At 57.5% G+C, this 20,058-nt stretch carries 17 protein-coding genes; 6 read left to right on the forward strand and 11 right to left on the reverse strand.

Features of this window, described 5'->3' with window-relative positions; all coding sequences use genetic code 11:
* Positions 1-76: 76 nt before the first annotated feature.
* From ACQG1Y_RS15030 to yegS, 3 genes are all read left to right on the forward strand, one after another.
* A complete protein-coding gene (locus ACQG1Y_RS15030; RefSeq protein WP_368740597.1) occupies positions 77-1,015 on the forward strand; it encodes a hypothetical protein in 939 nt (312 codons plus the stop codon).
* 151 nt (positions 1,016-1,166) lie between these two features.
* The gene (yegQ, locus tag ACQG1Y_RS15035) at positions 1,167-2,528 is read left to right on the forward strand and encodes a tRNA 5-hydroxyuridine modification protein YegQ (protein ID WP_017383261.1); all 1,362 of its coding nucleotides are present in this window, start codon (positions 1,167-1,169) and stop codon (positions 2,526-2,528) included.
* Positions 2,529-2,776: 248 nt separating this feature from the next.
* Positions 2,777-3,676, forward strand: coding sequence for a lipid kinase YegS (gene yegS / locus ACQG1Y_RS15040; RefSeq protein ID WP_426736785.1), 900 nt, complete (start codon positions 2,777-2,779; stop codon positions 3,674-3,676).
* Positions 3,677-3,745: 69 nt separating this feature from the next.
* On the opposite strand, the gene ACQG1Y_RS15045 is transcribed toward yegS, so the two are convergent.
* From ACQG1Y_RS15045 to dalD, 10 genes are all read right to left on the reverse strand, one after another.
* Positions 3,746-4,519 (reverse strand): ABC transporter ATP-binding protein, encoded by a 774-nt coding sequence (locus tag ACQG1Y_RS15045; RefSeq protein WP_032669504.1) that lies wholly within the window; start codon positions 4,517-4,519, stop codon positions 3,746-3,748.
* Positions 4,520-4,528: 9 nt separating this feature from the next.
* Positions 4,529-5,389 carry an ABC transporter ATP-binding protein gene (locus ACQG1Y_RS15050; protein ID WP_032666825.1) on the reverse strand — a complete coding sequence of 287 codons (861 nt, stop codon included), beginning with the start codon at positions 5,387-5,389 and terminating at the stop codon, positions 4,529-4,531.
* The gene (locus ACQG1Y_RS15055) at positions 5,361-6,266 is read right to left on the reverse strand and encodes an ABC transporter permease (protein WP_045142415.1); all 906 of its coding nucleotides are present in this window, start codon (positions 6,264-6,266) and stop codon (positions 5,361-5,363) included. The genes ACQG1Y_RS15050 and ACQG1Y_RS15055 overlap by 29 nt, the downstream gene beginning before the upstream one ends.
* Positions 6,263-7,300: an ABC transporter permease gene (locus ACQG1Y_RS15060; protein WP_368740598.1), complete on the reverse strand. Its 1,038-nt coding sequence runs from the start codon at positions 7,298-7,300 to the stop codon at positions 6,263-6,265. The genes ACQG1Y_RS15055 and ACQG1Y_RS15060 overlap by 4 nt, the downstream gene beginning before the upstream one ends.
* Positions 7,297-8,913 (reverse strand): ABC transporter substrate-binding protein, encoded by a 1,617-nt coding sequence (locus ACQG1Y_RS15065; RefSeq protein WP_040117862.1) that lies wholly within the window; start codon positions 8,911-8,913, stop codon positions 7,297-7,299. Before ACQG1Y_RS15065 ends, ACQG1Y_RS15060 begins: the two co-directional genes overlap by 4 nt.
* Before the next feature lie 33 nt (positions 8,914-8,946).
* Positions 8,947-10,101, reverse strand: coding sequence for a mandelate racemase family protein (locus tag ACQG1Y_RS15070; protein ID WP_368740599.1), 1,155 nt, complete (start codon positions 10,099-10,101; stop codon positions 8,947-8,949).
* Positions 10,102-10,398: 297 nt separating this feature from the next.
* Complete coding sequence (locus ACQG1Y_RS15075; protein WP_080296615.1) at positions 10,399-11,064, reverse strand: HAD family hydrolase; 666 nt, start codon at positions 11,062-11,064, stop codon at positions 10,399-10,401.
* A 44-nt stretch (positions 11,065-11,108) separates the two neighbouring features.
* Positions 11,109-12,386, reverse strand: coding sequence for an RbtT/DalT/CsbX family MFS transporter (locus ACQG1Y_RS15080; protein ID WP_017693074.1), 1,278 nt, complete (start codon positions 12,384-12,386; stop codon positions 11,109-11,111).
* A 67-nt stretch (positions 12,387-12,453) separates the two neighbouring features.
* Positions 12,454-13,917, reverse strand: a complete 1,464-nt coding sequence (gene xylB, locus ACQG1Y_RS15085; protein WP_368740942.1) for a xylulokinase — start codon at positions 13,915-13,917, stop codon at positions 12,454-12,456.
* Positions 13,918-13,926: 9 nt separating this feature from the next.
* Entirely contained in the window at positions 13,927-15,294 is a 1,368-nt protein-coding gene (gene dalD / locus ACQG1Y_RS15090) for a D-arabinitol 4-dehydrogenase (protein WP_032104897.1), read from the reverse strand.
* Positions 15,295-15,505: 211 nt separating this feature from the next.
* On the opposite strand from dalD, the gene ACQG1Y_RS15095 reads away from it, so the two are divergent.
* A complete protein-coding gene (locus ACQG1Y_RS15095) occupies positions 15,506-16,453 on the forward strand; it encodes a sugar-binding transcriptional regulator (RefSeq protein WP_023295033.1) in 948 nt (315 codons plus the stop codon).
* Here the strand turns inward: ACQG1Y_RS15095 and ACQG1Y_RS15100 are convergent.
* Complete coding sequence (locus ACQG1Y_RS15100; RefSeq protein ID WP_017383562.1) at positions 16,450-17,481, reverse strand: LacI family DNA-binding transcriptional regulator; 1,032 nt, start codon at positions 17,479-17,481, stop codon at positions 16,450-16,452. The genes ACQG1Y_RS15095 and ACQG1Y_RS15100 overlap by 4 nt on opposite strands.
* Before the next feature lie 162 nt (positions 17,482-17,643).
* Here ACQG1Y_RS15100 and ACQG1Y_RS15105 point away from each other — a divergent pair, with 162 nt between their 5' ends.
* Both ACQG1Y_RS15105 and ACQG1Y_RS15110 read left to right on the forward strand, forming a co-directional pair.
* Complete coding sequence (locus ACQG1Y_RS15105) at positions 17,644-18,393, forward strand: SDR family oxidoreductase (protein WP_017693070.1); 750 nt, start codon at positions 17,644-17,646, stop codon at positions 18,391-18,393.
* Positions 18,394-18,404: 11 nt separating this feature from the next.
* Positions 18,405-20,012, forward strand: coding sequence for an FGGY-family carbohydrate kinase (locus ACQG1Y_RS15110; RefSeq protein WP_368740943.1), 1,608 nt, complete (start codon positions 18,405-18,407; stop codon positions 20,010-20,012).
* The last annotated feature ends 46 nt before the right edge of the window (positions 20,013-20,058 follow it).

Genomic DNA, 20,058 nt, shown 5'->3' on the forward strand with positions numbered 1-20,058 from the left:
TACCTGATTTGACAATTGCAAATTGTAATGTTTGATGTTAAAAACGAAATAAATCACAATATTACGGCTTCAAGAAATGCAAAATGTTATTGGTAATTTATTCATTATCATCACCACAGCTATAAGCGTTGCCAGCCTTTTCTTGGGGTTATTTGATTATAATAAAAAAATGAAAACAAAAGCAATACAAAAAATAGAACTCCTCATACCTAAAAAAAACAGAATAACCAAGTTTTCCGAGCAATGGGTAAGCGCTTTTTTCCTGGCATTCGGTAATCATGCATTCTCAAAACGGCAATTAATTACCATACCGTTTTTATTGATTTTATATTCCAGTATCTTATTTGTAGTTTGGTATCTCTGGGTGCTGACTTTTAGAAATCCTGAGCACATCATTCCTCAACATCTGCCATTGACCATTAAAGTTGCATTACATGACTTTATTCATTTTGGCTTTTGGTACTCTTTACTGCTTGATGTGATGTCAATTTATCTTATCAGAGCTTACATTAACGCAGGTCTATCGAAAGGGTTTTCGTCTGTAAAATCGATCGTTTATTTTTCTTCAATTGTTCTGGGCGTTATGCTCTCATTTACACTTATCGTCACCCATCTTAAAAATGCTTCGATTGAGGACCTCTATATCCAGCAAGGCCTGTATTTTGAAGACAGACCTGTAATGACATGGAACCCGCTGGAAGTGATACGGTCTTCACTGGATTTCATCGATAACGAAACCATGATTATCTTTACCTCAAAAGGGGCAATATCTAACTACTTCATTCCGCAGGCTATCATGTTTTACCTTTCCATGTTTACGCAATTGACGCTGCTTATTGTTTTCATCAGCTATATGATCACAAAAATACTGCATAACATTCGAACAGTTGCCATCTGGACAGTCAAGTATTCTGGAACGGCTACGATGAATGCCATTGGTTTCATTCTTATCGCCGGTATTATTCTACTTGCTTTAATATATTTGTGTTTGTATGTCATATCGCTAATGGTTTAAAGATACGAAGTATTATGTCATCTGAAAGGGGTGAGGCGCTTTACCTCCCCGCCCCGCAGCGCTACAATGCCCGCCCTTAAAGTGGGGGATCTCCCCTTACCGCTGCACCAGGTGCACGCGGATCTGACCTGTCATCAGAACGAGAACAAACATGTTTAAACCGGAACTCCTTTCCCCGGCGGGAACGCTGCAAAATATGCGTTACGCTTTCGCCTATGGTGCCGACGCCGTTTACGCGGGCCAGCCGCGCTACTCGCTGCGCGTGCGTAACAACGAATTCAACCACGAGAATCTTCAGCTCGGCATCAATGAAGCGCATGCCCTGGGCAAAAAATTCTACGTGGTGGTGAACATCGCGCCGCACAACGCCAAGCTGAAAACGTTCATTCGCGACCTGAAGCCGGTCGTGGAGATGGGGCCGGACGCGCTGATCATGTCGGACCCGGGTTTAATCATGCTGGTTCGGGAGAACTTCCCGGAGATGGACATTCACCTCTCGGTGCAGGCTAACGCCGTCAACTGGGCAACGGTGAAATTCTGGAAACAGATGGGGCTGACCCGCGTCATTCTGTCCCGCGAGCTGTCCCTCGAAGAGATCGAAGAGATCCGCACCCAGGTGCCGGATATGGAGATCGAAATCTTCGTTCACGGCGCGCTGTGCATGGCCTACTCCGGCCGCTGCCTGCTCTCTGGCTACATCAACAAGCGTGACCCGAACCAGGGCACCTGCACCAACGCCTGCCGCTGGGAATATAACGTTCAGGAAGGCAAAGAAGATGACATCGGCAATATCGTGCACAAACACGAGCCGATCCCGGTCACCAACGTTGAGCCAACGCTGGGTATCGGCGCGCCTACCGACAGCGTGTTTATGATCGAAGAAGCCAAACGTCCGGGCGAATACATGACCGCCTTCGAAGACGAGCATGGCACCTACATCATGAACTCCAAAGATCTGCGCGCCATCGCACACGTCGAGCGTTTAACCCAGATGGGCGTACACTCCCTGAAAATCGAAGGCCGCACCAAGTCTTACTACTACTGCGCCCGTACCGCACAGGTGTATCGCAAAGCCATCGACGATGCCGCCGCCGGCAAACCGTTCGACACCAGCCTGCTGGAAACGCTGGAAGGTCTGGCGCATCGCGGCTATACCGAAGGTTTCCTGCGCCGTCACACCCACGACGACTACCAGAACTACGAGCATGGCTACTCGATTTCCGAACGCCAGCAGTTTGTAGGCGACTTCACCGGCGAACGTAAAGGTCCGCTGGCCGCCGTCGCCGTAAAAAACAAATTCACTAAAGGCGACAGCCTGGAGCTGATGACGCCTCAGGGCAACATGAACTTCCGCCTGGAGCACCTGGAAAACAAAAAAGGTGAGGCGATAGAGGTCGCTCCTGGCGACGGCCATGTGGTCTGGCTGCCGGTTCCTGAAGAGGTAGAGCTGGAGTTTGCGCTGCTGATGCGTAATTTTGAAGGTGAAAATACCCGAAATCCACACGGCAAATAGTCAATCAACGGGATTTTTTCACGCTGGGATAATTCTTAGAATCGGATCACATACCGCTTCGTTCAATACGGGTATTATCCCCCCGCTGAAAAACATAACCCATAAATGCTAGCTGTACCAGGAACCACCTCCTTAGCCTGCGTAATCTCCCTTACGCGGGCTTATTTTTTGCCTTTCATCCTGTTCTTACCCGCTTTTTCCTTCTCTGGGATACACTCTTTCTATAGTTAAAAAAGGGAGCAACCCGGATGGCATCCTATCCAGACAGTTTATTAATTCTCAATGGCAAAAGTGCAGGCAACGATCTGTTGCGCCAGGCGATCACCGAATTGCGTGAAGATGGCGCGCGCATTCACGTGCGGGTGACCTTTGAAAAAGGCGATGCGGCACGCTATATCGACGAAGGCATCAGGTTAGGCGCTGAGACCATCATTTCAGGCGGCGGCGACGGAACAATCAACGAGATCGCTGGTGCGCTTATTGACCTCAACACAGCACATCGCCCGGTGATGGGCATTTTACCGCTCGGTACCGCCAATGATTTTGCCACCAGCGCCGGCATACCTGAGGATTTAGGCAAAGCGCTGCAACTGGCTATCCTCGGGAAAGCGACCGCCGTCGACATTGCGCAGGTGAATGAAAGAACCTGCTTTATCAACATGGCAACGGGCGGTTTCGGCACGCGGATCACCAGCGAAACGCCGGAGAAGCTGAAAGCCGCGCTGGGCGGCGTCTCGTACCTCATTCACGGCCTGATGCGCATGGACACCCTCAAGCCCGACAGCTGTGAAATCCACGGTGAGAACTTCCACTGGCAGGGCGACGCGCTGGTGATTGGTATCGGCAACGGACGTCAGGCAGGCGGCGGTCAGCAGCTTTGCCCGGAAGCCCTGATTAATGATGGTCAGCTACAGCTGCGCATTTTTACTGGCGACGGGCTGCTGCCCGCGCTGTTTACGACGCTGACGCAGCCAGAGGAGAGCCCCAATATCATCGCCGGGAAATCCGCGTGGTTTGAAGTGATCGCCCCACACGGCATGACCTTTAACCTTGATGGCGAACCGCGGAGCGGAGAGAAATTCCGCATCGAAGTTGTTCCGGGCGCGTTGCAGTGCCGATTACCGCCGGATTGTCAGCTCTTGCGCTGATGGTTTGCCGGGTGGCGGCTACGCCTTACCCGGCCTACAGGACCGATCGCGTAGTCGCCACCCGGCTACCTAATACACCGCCACCTCCCGCGCCATCTCGCGGGAATACTGCTGTGAGGCATTGACCAGCATCCGCGTATAGTCGGTTTTGGCCTGCCCGGCGACCAGTTCGTCCACCGTCAGGCTTTCAAGGATTTTGCCATACTGCATTACCGCCACCTTCTGACACAGATGGGCAATCACGCCCAGATCGTGGGTGACCATCAGGTAGGTCAGGTTCGACTCACGCTGAAGTTCCGCCAGCAGGTTGAGGATTTCCGCCTGCACCGAGACGTCCAGCGCCGAGGTAGGTTCATCCAGCAGCAGCACCTGCGGCTCCAGAATCAGCGCCCTGGCAATCGCCACGCGCTGGCGCTGCCCGCCGGAAAGCTGGTGCGGATAGCGATCGCGAAACGCCCGGCTAAGCCCAACTTTATCCAGCAGGGCGTGAACGCGCCGCTCCCGATTTTTTATGCGGTGAATGTGCAGCGGCTCTTCCAGAATATCGCCGATGGTGTGACGCGGATGCAAAGAGCCGTACGGATCCTGAAATACCATCTGCACCCGGCGGCAGCGTTCCTGGCTGATACGTTTTTCCAGCCGCTTGCCGTTAATCGCCAGCTCGCCCTCCCAGTGGGTAAACAGCCCGGCAAGGCATTTCAGCACCGTGGTTTTGCCCGAACCGGACTCCCCCACCAGGCCGTAAATCTCGCCGTCCCTCACGCTGATATTCACATCGTCCAGCACCTGATTACGCTTCTCGCCCTCGCCAAACGTCAGGTTAAGGTGTTGTATCTCGATCATCTCTGCTCCTTACTCGGTGAGCCAGCTGGCCTGACGCTGTAATACCGGCAGCGTCGGTCGGCGATGGTTGATTTCCGGTAGCGCGCTGATGAGCCCCTGGGTGTAGGGATGCCTGGCGTTGTGCAGATCCTTCGCGGCAATCGACTCCACCACCCGTCCGGCGTACATCACCAGCACCCGGTCGCAGAAGCTGCGCACCAGGTTGATGTCGTGGCTGATAAAGATCAGCCCCAGACCGCGGGACTGCACCAGGTCGTCGAGCAGGCCCAGCACCTGCAAACGCACCGACACGTCCAGCGCCGAAGTCGGCTCGTCGGCAATGACCAGCTCGGGATCGGCGATCAGCATCATGGCGATCATGATGCGTTGCCCCTGCCCGCCGGAAATCTCGTGCGGGCAGAGGTGATACACCCGTTCCGGCTGGCGAATGCGCACCACGTCGAGCATCTCCAGCACTCTGGCTTTGGCTTCCGCCTTGCGCCCCGGATGATGGGTCAGCCAGGCTTCGGCAATTTGGTCGCCCACGCACACCACCGGGTTAAGGGAGTATTTCGGGTCCTGCATGATCATCGAGATGCGCTTGCCGCGAATGCCGCGCATCTGCGCCTCGCTGACGGCCTGTAAATCGACATCGCCAAACTGCATCCGCGCGGCGCGGATCTGCGCTTTGGCCGGATGCAGGCGTAGCAGCGCCCGCCCGACGGTGGATTTACCGGAACCGGATTCACCGACAATCGCCAGCTTTTCGCGTCCGAGCTGGAAAGAGACGCCGCGCACCGCGTGGGTGACCGCGCCGCCGTTGATAAAATCGACGTGGAGATCGCGCACGTCGAGCATCGGGTTATTCGCTACGAGGATCGAGGATGTCACGCAAGCCATCTCCTAAGAAGTTGAACGCCAGACTGTTGATCAGGATCGCCAGCCCCGGAATAGTCACCACCCACCAGCACTCCATCATGTAGGTACGACCGCTGGAGATCATCGCTCCCCACTCCGGCTCCGGCGGCTGTGCGCCAAGGCCAAGAAAGCCCAGCCCGGCGGCGGTGAGAATGATCCCCGCCATGTTCATGGTGATGCGGATAATCACTGACGGCAGGCACAGCGGGACAATGTGACGCCACAGTACGCGCACCGGGGAAGCACCCTGAAGCCGCACGGCGGAGACAAAATCGGCCTGGCGCAGAGAGAGAGTTTCGGCGCGCGCCAGACGGGCAATCGGCGGCCAGGCGGTGAGCGTAATCGCAATCACCACGTGCTCCAGCCCCGGCCCGAGCGCCGCGACAAACGCCAGCGCCAGCACCAGGCTCGGGAAGGAGATAAAGATATCGGTGACGCGCATCAGCACCGCGTCCACCCTGCCGCCGAAGTAGCCTGCGGTCACGCCCAGCAGCAGCCCCAGCGGGCCAACGGTCACGGAGACCAGCAGCACGATGTAGAGCGTGATGCGCGCGCCGTACACCAGCCGGCTGAAGATGTCCCGGCCAAACTCGTCGGTGCCGAACCAGTGCAGTGCGTTCGGGGCGACCAGCGCGTTATTGAGGTCCTGCACCAGCGGGTTGTACGGCGCGATCAGCGGGGCAAACGCCGCCACAATCAGCAGCAGCAGGATAATCCCGCCGCCGATGGCGGTGAGCGGATTGCGCGCCATCTTGCCGACGAAGCCCGCGGCGCGGCCCAGCGTGCGTCTGATACGCTGGCGGCGTTCGGATGGCCCGGTCCCCAGCGGCGAATCCAGAGAAACGGTCATGATTTCGTCCTCGGGTCAAAGAGTTGATACAGCATGTCGGAGAGCAGGTTCAGCATCACGAAGATGACCCCCACCAGCAGCACGCAGCCCATGACCGCGTTCATATCCCCGAGCAGCAGGCTGCCGGTGAGATACGAACCGAAGCCCGGCCAGGAGAAGACGGTTTCAATCAGCACCGCCCCCTCCAGCAGCGAGCCGTAGGCCAGCGCCACTAACGTCAGGAGCTGCACGAGAATGTTGCGAAACGCGTGATTCCAGATCACCTGACGTTCAGTTAAGCCCTTCACCCGGGCAGTGATAATGAACTCCTGCGACAGCTGCGCCAGCATGAAGCTGCGGGTCATGCGGCTGATATAGGCCAGCGAGTGGAAGCCAAGCAGCGACGCGGGCAAAACCAGATGGTTAATGGCGTTCCAGAACACCGCGCCGTTCCCGGCCAGCAATGCATCCACCGTCATCAGTCCGGTGCGGCGTGGGACTACCCCCTCAAGTCCGAGATCCAGACGTCCCGCGCCCCCCACCCAGCCAAGCCAGGCGTAGAACAGCAGCAGCCCCATCATCCCGACCCAGAAAATCGGCGTGGAATAACCCGCCAGACTGATGATGCGCACCACGTAGTCGGAAACGCTGTTGCGCCGCGCCGCCGCCAGTACGCCCAGCGGAATGCCCAGACCCGCACCGACGATAATCGCCATCGTCGCCAGCTCGAGCGTCGCCGGGAAGACGCGCAGAATATCGGCAGTCACCGGTTTACCCGTCAGCAGGGCATTGCCCAGATCGCCGTGCAGCAGGTTATTGAGGTAAATACCGAACTGAGCCAGCAGCGACCGGTCGAATCCCAGCTGGTGATAGACCTGCTGATAGGTGCTGTGGTCGGCATCCGGTCCGACAATCGCCAGCACCGGATCAACGGGCATTACGCGGCCGATGAAAAAGGTCAGCAGCAGAAGGCCGAACAGCGTCACCACCACCTGCGTTAACCGCTTTGAGAAGCGCCGGGTCCGTGAGCCGGGCGCGAGAATTGCCACACTCATTTGTCACCTCCGGTTTTGTAGACCTCACGCAGGAAGGTGGTGGCCGACGGGTGCGACTGGAAGTTCTTCACCTCGTTACGCACCACCACCGAATCGACCATCTGTGACAGGGGGATCATCGCCGGGATCAGCGCGTCGTAGCGGACCTGGATCTGCTGGTAGTCGGCGATCTGTTTTTCCGGATCGCGCTCCAGCAGGGCCTTGTCGATCATTTCGTTGAGCGGCTTGTCGTAGAAGCTGGTACGCCAGCCCTGGAAGTTGGTCAGACGGGCTTCATCGCTGTTGTCCGGGTTATAGACCAACGCCCGCAGGCTGGAGTGCGGATGGGGTTCGACGCCGCTACCGCCGCGCCCCACCAGCATGTCGAACTTGCGCTCGCGCATTGCGCCGTAAATCTGGTTCCCGGTGCCGGTGATGATTTTGGCGTTGATGCCCGCCTGCATCAGCGTCGACTGCACGGCGATGGCGATATTGAGGAACGGCTGATCCGCCAGCACCCGCAGGGTGGTGTCAAACCCGTCCGGGTAGCCCGCCTCCGCCAGCAGCTTTCTGGCGCGCGGGATATCGAGCCTATAGCCCGGGTCCGGCAGCGTGGACGGCATACCCGCCTTGATCGGGCGCTGGTGCAGCACGCCGTAGCCCGGCATCAGCGCTTTATTGATGCCCTGATAGTCAATCAAGTAGCGCACCGCTTCGCGCACCTTCGGGTTAGCGAAATGGGCCTCTTTCATGCTCATCGCCACGTAGTAGACCGTGCCTTTCTGCACGGCTTCGACGGTGAGCTGCGGGTCTTTGCGCAGGGCGTTAATGTCCGCCACCGCCATGTTGTTGGCAACGTCGAGGTCGCCTTTCTCAATCATCAGGCGCAGGGTTTGTGACTCCTGGAAATGACGCAGCACCACCCGGCTCATTTTGGGTTCTTCCCGCCAGTATTGCGGGTTGCGCTGCATGCGCAGCACATCCTTCGCCTGCCAGGTTTCCAGCATAAACGGGCCGGAACCCGCTTCGTTGGTGGTAAGCCAGCGGTTGCCCCAGTCGTTATTCACCGCGTGCTGCTGCACCGTTTTGCTGTCGAGCACGCCGAGGTTGCCGAGCGCGCCGAGGGAGTAGATCACCAGCTGCGGATCGTTAGGCTTAGGCAGAACAATTTGCACCGTGTAGGCATCGGGGGCGCTGATTTGGCTGTCGATGTTTTGCTTAGAAAATCCATACGACTTCCACACCGACGCCTGGGCAAGGTTGAGGTGCAGCAGACGGCGCATCGACCAGACCACATCCTCCGCCGTGAGCGGGTTGCCAGAGTGGAATTTAACGTCGTCACGCAGGTGAAAGGTCAGGGTTTTACGGTCCGGCGAAATATCCCAGGACGTCGCCAGCGCGGGCCTGACGTTGGTGAGCGCGTTCGGGTCCAGCTCCACCAGCGAATCGTAGAGATTGACCACTATGCCGACCACTTCGTTACCGGTCATCGCCGCCGGATCGAGTGTCAGGAGGTTGTTCATATTCATGCCGATGATGAGCTGGTCGGGCGGCGTTTTCGCGTACGCCGCACCGCTCCCCATCATCAGCGAGAGCGCGAGCAAGCACGCCCCGGCTAAGGGAGATCGTTTCATGTATATATCGCCTGTAGGGTACGTTTTTATCTGTCAGTCGTGGCTGACGGTATTGGCTTCGATATATGCAAAATTAATGTCTTCGCCCAGTCCCGGGCGGGTCGGCAGACTGACCATGCCGTTTTCGTCCATCGGGTCCACCAGGCTGTTGAGGTACGCCGCCGATTGGTCGTAGTCGAGGAACGGGTGCAGCAGGCCGCGCTCGTACCAGCGGCAGTTTTTGATGGCGCCAATCACCGCCAGGCTGGCCGCGCCGTTGCCGTGTATTTCGCAGTCCATGCCAAAAGATTCCGCCAGGTTCGCCACCTTCAGCGTTGGGGAAATGCCGCCCACGCCGTTCGACCCTGCGCGCAGGATGTCGCAGGCCCCGGCTTTGATCCAGTCCGCGCGGCTGTGGTGCTTTCCGCCCAGGCTTTCCGGCCCGATAACCGGAATCGAGAGGTTCTCCGCCAGCCACGCGTAGGAGGCCATGCTCTCCTCTTCCATCGGCTCTTCAAACCAGGCGAAGTCAAGCTTTTCCAGCGCTTTGCCGATGTACAGCGCCTCGGTACGGCTGTACCAGTGGTAGCCGTCAATCATCAGGTCAATGTCCGGGCCAACCGCTTCACGCACGGCGGCACAGGCTTTGACGTCCATCTTTGGATTGGGGGCGAAAGAGACCGGCGGCATCCAGGTGTGCAGCTTGATGGCCTTGTAACCGCGCGCCACCAGCTTTTCGGCAAAGCTGGCGTACTCCTCCGGCGTGGATAATCCGCCCGGCAGATCGTCGCCGCACATGGTGCTGCCGTAGGCCGGCACCTTATCGCGATAGCCGCCAAGCAGTTTCCAGACCGGCAGGTTGAGCTTACGGCCAATCAGATCCCACAGCGCCTGTTCAACGAAGCCCAGCGCACGCTCGGTCAGCTGATGCGCGCTTCCCCGCTGCCAGTGCGCCAGATCCTGCCAGATGCGTTCCCGGTTGAATGCGTCCTGCCCCACCAGCACTTTGCGAAAGAAGGTATTGACCACAAAGGGGCGCACCACTTCCGGCGGCGCGAATGAATATCCGCGGGTGCCCTCTTCTGCCGTGATGGTCAGCATCGCCATTTTGGCCATGCTCTCCGGCCCCGGATGCGAATGCCCCGCGGCGTCAGAGACCCGACGCGTCGGGTACTGAAAAACAGTGACGTTTACAGATTCAATTTTCATTATCGGTCCTTAAGTCCGGCGATAAGCCCAGAAGCAGAAAATGACAAAGGGGTTTTATGATTTTAAAAATGCGTTTCAGTATGTAATTTAAGCATAAAAAATCAGCACGTCCTCGGACAAAACGCGTTAAGGAGAGGCTATTTTTTGGGCATATGCACGGTCGGACGTGACAATTTTCACAAAAGCGCGGGGAAATGTGAGGTTGATCGGGAGACGTTATTTGAAGGTAAGCGCAGAAGCAGGAATATGCTGACCGGCAACAACCCGCGGAAACTTCTGCGCTTACAAATCAGTCAACTAACCCGCTTCCGGGGCTGGAACGGCAAGCTTTTCCAGCAGCGCATGCATAGACGCATACCGGCCACTGGCATTGTTAAAGCTGGCATGATGGCACGCTGGCGAGACGATGAGGGTTTTGAGCCCCGCACTAAGGGCGGCACGGTAGCCGCTCTGGCTGTCCTCAATCACTATGCACTGCGAGGCCGTCAGGCCTAATTTTCGCAGCGCCGAGAGATAGACGGCAGGGTGCGGTTTTCCGTAGCGTTCATCGTCGGCGCTGCAAATGACCTCAAAATAGTGACCCATCCTGAGTTTCTTAAGCACCGCATGCACGATTTCATGCGACGAAGAGGTGGCAAGTGCAATCCGGTAACCTGCCTCACGAAAATACGACATCACGTCGTAGATGCCCTCTATCGCTTTGCCTTCCCGGCCAATCAGTTCGATGATGCGCAGACGAATGGCCGCTTCAATCATTTCAGGATCGGCCTCAAGTTTGCAGTATTCGCACCAGGTCCGGGCAATCTCATCCAGCCGCTTGCCTTTCGTCAGTGACTCACACTCTTCGTCGCTGACCTCAGCACGCCAGCCTGCCAGAGCTGCTTTCTGCGCCTGACGCCACAGGCCTTCGGAGTCAATGATGACGCCATCCATGTCAAAAATTACCGCCTTAACATCCATCATACGTCTCCGTGAATGGCCCGACGCTGCCGTCAGGCCTGAATAAATTACGAAATTCCGACCGTTTCACCCTTACAGGTTTCCTGACGAACAAACCCAGGCTGTTCAACCCGAATAAACGGACACAGGATGAAGGCCACGACATACAGCGCCGTGTAGGCAATGACCACGCCGAGCGTGCTGAACCAGGGCAGCAGCACCACGGCAATCGCCGGCGCAAGGAAGTTTGACAGACCGGCTGACAGGTTATACACCGAAATCGCCGCCCCCTTGTGCCGCGGCTCCAGCGCCGGGAACACCGCCGCCATCGGTACGAAGGCCGCCACAAAAATCCCCAGCGCGATGGCCGGGACCAGCGCCATGGCAAAGTTATGCCCGAAGTGCTGCGGAATGTAGTAAAACGCCAGGCTCGAGAGCGCCATCCCGATGCAGCCAAACCAGCGCACCACCCGCATCCAGCCCATTTTTTCCGCCACCACGCCCCAGAAGACGTTCGAGAAGATGGTGGTGAAGAAGAATACCGCCCAGACCTGAAGCCACTCGGAGGTGGTGAAGCCCAGCTCGTCAACAAACATCATCGGCATGATGACGGCAAACCCGAACAGGGAGAGGGTGTTGATGATACGCACCATGCTGGAGAGCAGGATACTGCGGTTGGTGTAGAGCAGCGTCGCCGCACGGCCCAGCTCGGCGAATTTTTCCCGGGTGGAGAGAGTCTGCATATGCCGTGGCGTTTCCACCTTACGCATAGAGACCAGCGCAATGATCCCGCCGGTTACGCAGAATGCCAGCGCCAGCCACAAGGTGCCCATCTCCCCGATGTGCGGAATGGTAAAGCTCGGAATGTAGCTGCCGAACACGCCGATGCCGATAGAGTAAACCGCCCAGAACCAGCCCAGCGCCGCGCTGGTACTGTCGCTGCGAACGTTATGCACAATGGCGACGATAAAGGCATAGAGGAACAGCGGATAGGCCAGGCCGCGGATCCCGTAGAACAGCAGAATTAATGCGTAATTTGCCTGACCCAGACCAAAAACGAGAAACAGGACGTGGAAAACGCACCACAGGACGAAGCCAATCAGCATGGTTTTTTGCGGGGTGATGATTTCAGCCACCACGCCGGAAATCCATGCGGAGAGCGCCGCCGCGAGACCGTAAAGCGTGAAGGCGAAAGAGGCTTCAGCAGGCGTGAAGCCCAGCGCCTTAATATAGTGCGACAGGAATGCCAGCTCGAAACCATCGCCCGTCATAAAGACCGCGATAGCGATATACCCCCAGACCAGACTCAGGGGTAATCCCAGCCATTGTTTGTTATTTAACGACATATTGACCTCGTTTTTAGGGTACAGGGAACCGCTCCGGCAGCATCGCCGGAGGGTCTTTGCCACAGAATTATGGGTTTCGGTAGTTCAGGTCGTTTTGGTAAAGCGCGTTAAACTGCTGGTAACGCGTCATCAGCGCACGGTGGCGCGCCGGATCGCTGCGCCAGGTTTTATAGACTTCAGGTTTTTCGCACACGGAAGCCAGCGGCTTACCGGCTGCGAGACAGGCCAGCCGTGCAGCCCCCAGCGCACCGCCGGTTTCGCCGCCCTTATGCGTCACCACCGGCATCGCCAGAATATCGGCCAGCAGCTGGGCCCAGAAGGGGCTCCGCGCCCCGCCGCCGACGAGGGAGCACTGTTCAATCTGCGTGCCGCTCTCCTGCAACACGCGAAGGCCATCGGCAATACCGAAGCTGACGCCTTCCAGCACCGCATACCCCATCAGCGCACGCTGGCTGGAGTGCGTTAGCCCCCAGAACATGCCCCGCGCACAGGGATCGTTATGCGGCGTACGTTCCCCGGAAAGGTACGGCAGGAACATCGGCGCGCTCGCTTTCTCCGCATCGCTTAGCTGGGCGATCTCCTCAAGCAATGCCAGCTCCGTGACGCCCACCAGACGGCAAAACCACTGTAGACAACTGGCGGCGCTTAACATCACGCTCATCTGATGCCACAGGTTTGGCAGCACGTGACAGAACGCGTGCACGGCAGACTGGGGCGCCGGACGGTAGGCATCTGTGACCACAAACAGCACGCCGGAGGTTCCCAGCGAAATAAACGCATCGCCCGGCGAAACGGCCCCAACCCCTATCGCGCTGACGGCGTTATCTCCCCCGCCGCCGGCAACGATAACCGAGGGGTTCAGACCCCACCGCTGCGCTACCGCAGGTTCGAGTAGCGCCGAGACCTCACACCCTTCCACCAGCGCAGGCATGGCGGCACGCGACAGCCCACATTTTTCCAGCAGTGCATCCGACCAGTCTCGTTTTCCCACATCCAGCCACAGCGTCCCGGCCGAGTCCGACATATCAGAGATTTTTTTTCCGGTCATTTTGAAGCGCAGATAATCCTTCGGCAGCAGCACGGTGGCGAGACGGCTGAAGTTCTGCGGCTCATGACGGCGCACCCAGAGCAGCTTTGGTGCCGTAAACCCCGGCATTGCCAGGTTCCCCGCCACCTGGTGCAGTTCGGGCGCCATCTCTTCCAGCTCTGTGCACTCCTGCGCGCAGCGGGTGTCATTCCACAGGATGGCCGGACGCAGGGGTTCACCCGCGGCATCCAGCAGTACCGCACCGTGCATCTGCCCGGAAAGGCCAATGGCTTTTATCGCCTGCCAGTGGTGGCCGCACTTCTCCCGGAGGGTGGCAATCAGGTATTCGGTTGCCTCCCACCAGGCTTCCGGCGATTGTTCAGACCAGTGCGGCTTCGGACGCTGTATCGTCAGCGGCGCGCTATGGGTGGCGACAACGCCGTTGTTTTCGTCAATGACCAGCGCCTTTACTTCTGATGTGCCAAGATCGATGCCCAGATACATACCCACCTCTCACTTAATCAGCGCGTAGACGTCAGCGATTTTTTCACGCAGAAGCGCGGCAAAATCTTCCCGGCCGGTCAGATCGCCAAACAGGGCGGTATCGCTGGCATATCGGGCTATCGGATCGTCCGATTCGAACATCGCATGTACCGCAGAGGCGTTGAGGATACCGTCCTGGTATTCATATGGCAGCTTGCCGTGATGCCACTGCTCCATATAGACGTAGAACAGCGCAGGCAGCATAGCGGTAGCGTCAGGACGTACGCCGCGCTGGTAACATTCACGCAGCGTTGGGGCGATCATCGCCGGGATCTTCGAAAACCCGTCGGCCGCGACGCGCTGGTTGGTGTCCTGAATCCAGGGGTTGGTAAAACGCTTAAGCACCACGTCGCGGTAGGCTGGCAGATCGATGCCATTATCTCCCAGGCAGGGAATGACATCTTCCGTCACGTAGCGGTCGGCAATCTTGTAGATAAATTCTGTCAGCGTGCTTTCATGGATATACTGCTGCCCGACCAGAGTACCCGCCCAGGCGATACAGCTATGGGAGGCATTGAGGATGCGGATCTTCGCCTCTTCATAAGGGATGACGGATCCCACCAGCTCCACGCCCACCGTTTCCAGCGCGGGACGAACGTCGCGGAAATTGTCTTCAACCACCCACTGAATAAAGCGTTCCCCCATAACCGGGGCGTTATCGTCTATGCCCGTCCGGGCCTTAATGCGCGCCGGGAGATCGGCCGCCGGACGCGGTGTGATGCGATCCACCATGGTATTCGGACAGGTCGCATTAGCGCTCAGCCAGTCGATGACCCTCTGTTTGCCGCTGAGGGTTAAGAATTCAATCAACCCGTCGTGGAAGCGCTCGCCGTTATGCCGCACGTTGTCACAGTTAAGCAAGGTTACCGGACCCGCTCCGTTCGCCATACGCGCTTCGAGGATGCGGGCAATTGTCCCGTAGATGGTTTTACAGCCGCCCTTAATATCGCTCGCCAGATCGGCATTGGCCACATCCAGCCTGTGGCTGGTATCCAGATAGTAGCCCCCCTCCGTCACGGTAAACGCGATGACCCGAGTCTGCGGGTTCGCCCCTTCGGCAATCAGCGGCTGCAAATCCGCCTGCCACGGGATCAGCGTCTGAATCGAGGCGATCTCTTCATAGTCTCTCTCGCCTTCCGGGCTGACGGTCTCCAGTACATATCGCCCCTTCTGCGCGGCCAGCGCCTGCACCACATGTTCAGCATCGTTGCGTATGTTGCCCGCAGCGATGTGCCAGCGCGTATCGCCGCCGGCAATCAGGCGGTGCAGATACCACGCCTGATGCGCACGATGAAAAGACCCCAGTCCAATATGTAGCCATGTGTATTTCTCGGTCATTGTTCTGTTCTCCAGTGAGGTTATGGCTGAACTGTAGATGATCATTTGATTAAAATAAGAGCTACAGATCACAAAAGAACAAATGACCATTCAAATAACAAATGACCAATAAAGAGCAAACCGCTTGCCTCAGCGCGGAGCACCCGCCAGAATGACAGACAATTGTTGTGGGTGTTGACCGCCCTCAACCCCACTCTTGAGGCAGGGAAACGTGAGCAAAGAAGATGACATCAGGCTCGATCAAAAAGTGCGGGCGGCATGGATGTATTACATCGCCGGGCTTAATCAAAGCGAAATTGCCAGCCAGCTCGGCACATCAAGACCGGTGGTGCAGCGGCTGATTGCCGCCGCGAAAGAGGAAGGCATTGTCTCGATTGGGCTTCATCACCCTGTCGCTAACTGCCTCGATTATGCGCAACTTCTCGCGGAAAAATATCACCTGACCCACTGCAACATTGTGCCCGTCTACCGTAATGAAAGCGCGCTGGATAGCGTGACGTTTGGCTGTTATCAGCTGATGGCCCGCTACCTGCAAGGTGATAAACCCACGGTTGTCGGAATTGGCTCCGGACTGACGCTAAAAAAAACCATCAAGCGTATCGATTTTGACAGCCACAACACCCGCTGTGTCGCCCTGATCAGCGCCATGAACGAGCACGGGCAATGTAACTATTACGATGATGTGCCGTTGCTGCTGGCGCGTAAAATTCAGGGAAAATATTACCAGTGGCCGGCGCCGCGCTATGCTCAGTCCAGCGAGGAGCATGAGATGTGGTGCTCAAACCGCCTGTTCCGTAACGTCTGCGCCGTGGCGGATGCGGCCGATGTGATTTTTGTCGGCATCGGGGCGCTGGGCAGGCAGAGCCCTATCTTCAAAGACGGGTTTATCGATGAGGCACAGCTGGAAGAGTTGACCCAGCGCGGTGGCGTTGGCGAAATACTCGGACGCTTTATCGATGCCGACGGCAACGTCATCGACAGCCAGATTAATCGCTTTATTACCAGCTACGATATTCGCCAGAGCCAGTGTCCACGTATTGCGGCCGCCTGCGGCGAGGATAAACGCCCGGCGATCCTTGCCGCCCTCAAAGGCGGCTGGGTAAACGGTCTGGTGACGGATGAACAGACCGCGCGCTGGCTGCTGACGCGTCAGGGCTAGGCCGTGACGCTCTGGCTGCCAATCAGTTCCGGTGGGATCTCAATACGCCTGACCGAGGTATCACCGGAATCGAGAATTTCAAATACCTTCTCCAGCATCGCCGGGACGTCCTGGCGCACCATGTCGATATCATGTCCCAGCAGAGAGACAAATGGGTCCCAGTCAAAACAACCCATCGGCGGCTGATTTTGGCCGGTCTGCCCGTATTGGGCCAGCCAACGTACCACCCCCTCCAGCGAAATGGTCGAATTGACAAACAGCCCCTTTAGCGCCGTCGATGGCGACGGGAAGGTGGCTCTGAGCTGCTCCTCCACGCGCGATGACGAGTACCCGGTGACCAGCAGCTGCTGTTCCGGAACGGTCAGCCCATGGGCCTGATGGGCATCAAGGAACCCGCGCAGGCGCTCTGCGGTGTTGTTATCACTCCGGCGTCCGCCCACGAAGGTCAGCGGAGCCAGCGAACCAAACCGTTTAAAGCTGCTGGCGAGGATCCGCTCTGTCAGCATCTTCGCGCCGCCGTAGTTATCCGAAATGATAGAGGGCGCCAGGGTACCCGGCAGATCAAGATTTAGCGTAGGTACGCCCGCCTGATGACAGAGTTCAGCAATTTTGTCCGGGTGTGTCGCCCCCGTGGCAATGACCCAGTCAACCTGCCAGGAGAGCATGGCACGGGCGGCATCCAGCTCGAGTTCCGGCTGTCGGCGTGTGCAGGTAATAATCGGCAACAGCCCTCTGGCACGCGCCATCTCTTCGAATTTTTCCGCTATAGAGCCGAAATAGCGGTTGTCATATTTCGGCACAATCATGCCGATAACGTTCGATTTCTTGCTGCGCAGCAGGCTTGCCTGACGGTTAACCGCGTAGCCCTGCTCTTGTGCAATGCGGGTTACCTTCTCTGCCAGGCTGGCGCTGATGCGGCGTTTCTTCCAGTTGCCATTCAAAATAGCACTCACCGCGCTGGCAGAAACGCCGGTGAGTTCCGCCAGATCGTAAATGGTCGTTTTCTTCGTTTTCTCAACGCGCGTCACAAAATCGCCTCTTCATTTTGAATGTCTCTTGCTGGAGAAATAAGCAAGTGCTAGATCTGCTTCATCGATTGAGCAGTTTGCTTCACGCGTCAGTCAGAACCCCCGTTCTTCACGCGAAAGCAGACACACCCTAAAAATCATCTCTGCATAAAGGATTATAAAATGAATCACTCTGTCCCCTCCATGAATAGTTCCCTTCAGGGCAAAGTCGCTGCTATCACTGGCGCCGCCTCAGGTATTGGCCTGGAGTGTGCAAAAACGCTGCTCGGCGCTGGCGCAAAGGTGGTGTTAATCGACCGTGAAGGCGAGAAGCTTCAGCGCCTTGTCGCCGAGCTGGGCGAGAACGCGTTTGCCCTGCAAATCGATCTGTTCAAACCCGAGCAAGTCGACGCGATGCTGAGCGACATTGTCGGCCTCGCCGGCGGCCTGGATATTTTTCACGCCAATGCAGGCGCCTACATCGGCGGGCCGGTTGCTGAAGGCGACCCGGACGTCTGGGATCGCGTACTGAACCTGAATATCAACGCCGCTTTCCGCTGCGTTCGCGCCGTACTGCCGCATATGATTGCGCAGAAGTCAGGCGATATTATCTTCACCAGCTCCATTGCGGGCGTGGTGCCGGTTATCTGGGAGCCGATCTACACCGCGTCCAAATTTGCCGTTCAGGCGTTCGTGCATACCACCCGTCGTCAGGTCGCGGAACATGGCGTGCGCGTCGGAGCCGTTCTGCCTGGGCCGGTAGTGACGGCTCTGCTCGACGACTGGCCGCAGGCCAAAATGGATGAAGCGCTGGCAAACGGCAGCCTGATGCAGCCGATTGAAGTCGCAGAATCGGTGTTGTTCATGGTGACCCGTTCGAAGAACGTTACCGTCCGGGATCTGGTGATTCTGCCTAACAGCGTCGATCTTTAAGGGCCGCAAGGATGAAGAGTACACCAGAAACCGTTATCGGCGTAGACGTCGGCTCCGGCAGCGTCCGCGCGGGCATTTTCGATCTCAGCGGCAGGCTGCTTTCCCACGCGACGCAGAAAATTGCCACCGTGCACCGCAGCGGAAGCCGCGTGGAGCAGTCCAGCGCCGAGATCTGGCAGGCCGTTTGCCGCTGCATCCGCGAGGCGCTGGCGCGCTCCGGGACGACTCCGCAGAGCGTTGCCGGCATCGGGTTTGACGCCACCTGCTCGCTGGTGGTGTTGGACAACAATGGCGAACCGCTGGCGGTCAGCCCTGACGGTGAAGCGGAAAACAATATCATCGTCTGGATGGATCACCGTGCGACAGACCAGGCGGAGCGCATCAACGCCACCCATCATCCGGTGCTGGACTATGTTGGCGGAAAAATATCGCCCGAAATGGAGACGCCCAAGCTGCTGTGGCTGAAAGAAAACCATCGTGAGGTCTACGATCGCGCCTGGCAATTTTTCGATTTGGCCGATTTCCTGACCTGGCGCGCGACGGGCGATGTCACTCGTTCCATCTGTACTGTAACCTGTAAATGGACGTGGCTGGCCCATGAGAATCGCTGGGACCCGGACTATTTCCGCACCGTTGGCCTGGACGAGCTGGCCGGAGAAGATTTTGTCCGCATAGGGCAGCATATTGCCGCCCCCGGCACCCCTTGCGGCGAGGGCTTAACGGAGCAGGCCGCGCGTGAGATGGGCTTGCTGCCAGGCACGCCGGTGGCGGTAGGGTTAATTGATGCCCACGCTGGCGGCATCGGGACGTTGGGCGTTGGCGGCGGCGCGCTGAACAATCTCGCGTATGTTTTTGGCACCTCATCGTGCACCATGACCAGCGCCGAGAGCGCCGTTTTTGTGCCCGGCGTCTGGGGGCCTTATTTTAGCGCGATGGTACCTGGACTGTGGCTGATTGAGGGCGGACAAAGCGCCGCGGGTGCCGCTATCGATCGGTTATTAAGTTTCCATCCTGCCGCACCGCAAGCGCGCCAGCTGGCACAGGAGTCAGACCTGCTGCTGCCGGTTTACCTGGCGGACCGACTTTTACAGACCTTCTCCACCGCCTCAGAGGCGGTGAACCTGGCAGCAGGACTGCACGTGGTACCCGAATTTCTGGGTAACCGCGCGCCCTTTGCCGATCCCCATGCGCGGGCCACGATCTGCGGGCTGGGCATGGAGAACGATATCAATAACCTGATGGCACTGTATGTGGCCGGTCTGTGTGGTATCGGTTACGGTTTGCGACAAATCATTGACGCCCAGCGTGAATGCGGCGTACAGACCGAAAATATCGTTATCAGCGGCGGCGCGGGCCAGCACCCTTTCGTTCGCCAGCTGCTGGCAGATACCTGCGGGCTGCCGGTGTTAGCGACCCAATGCAGCGAACCGGTATTACTGGGTTCGGCCATTCTCGGGGCGGTGGCGGGAAATATAGCGCCTTCAGTGACCGATGCCATGAAACAATTTACCCACGTGGATAAATATTTCTATCCGCAAGCGAACTTTCAGTCCCTTCATCTGCGTCGATACGAGGCTTATAAGCAGTTACAACAGACTGCGACAGTAATCAGAGAATAAATACACGTCAGTATATTTAGAGAAAAAGACAATAAGAAAACTCACG

The organism is Enterobacter cloacae complex sp. 397G4 (assembly GCF_050031515.1).
GTDB classification, from domain to species: Bacteria; Pseudomonadota; Gammaproteobacteria; order Enterobacterales; family Enterobacteriaceae; genus Enterobacter; species Enterobacter hormaechei_C.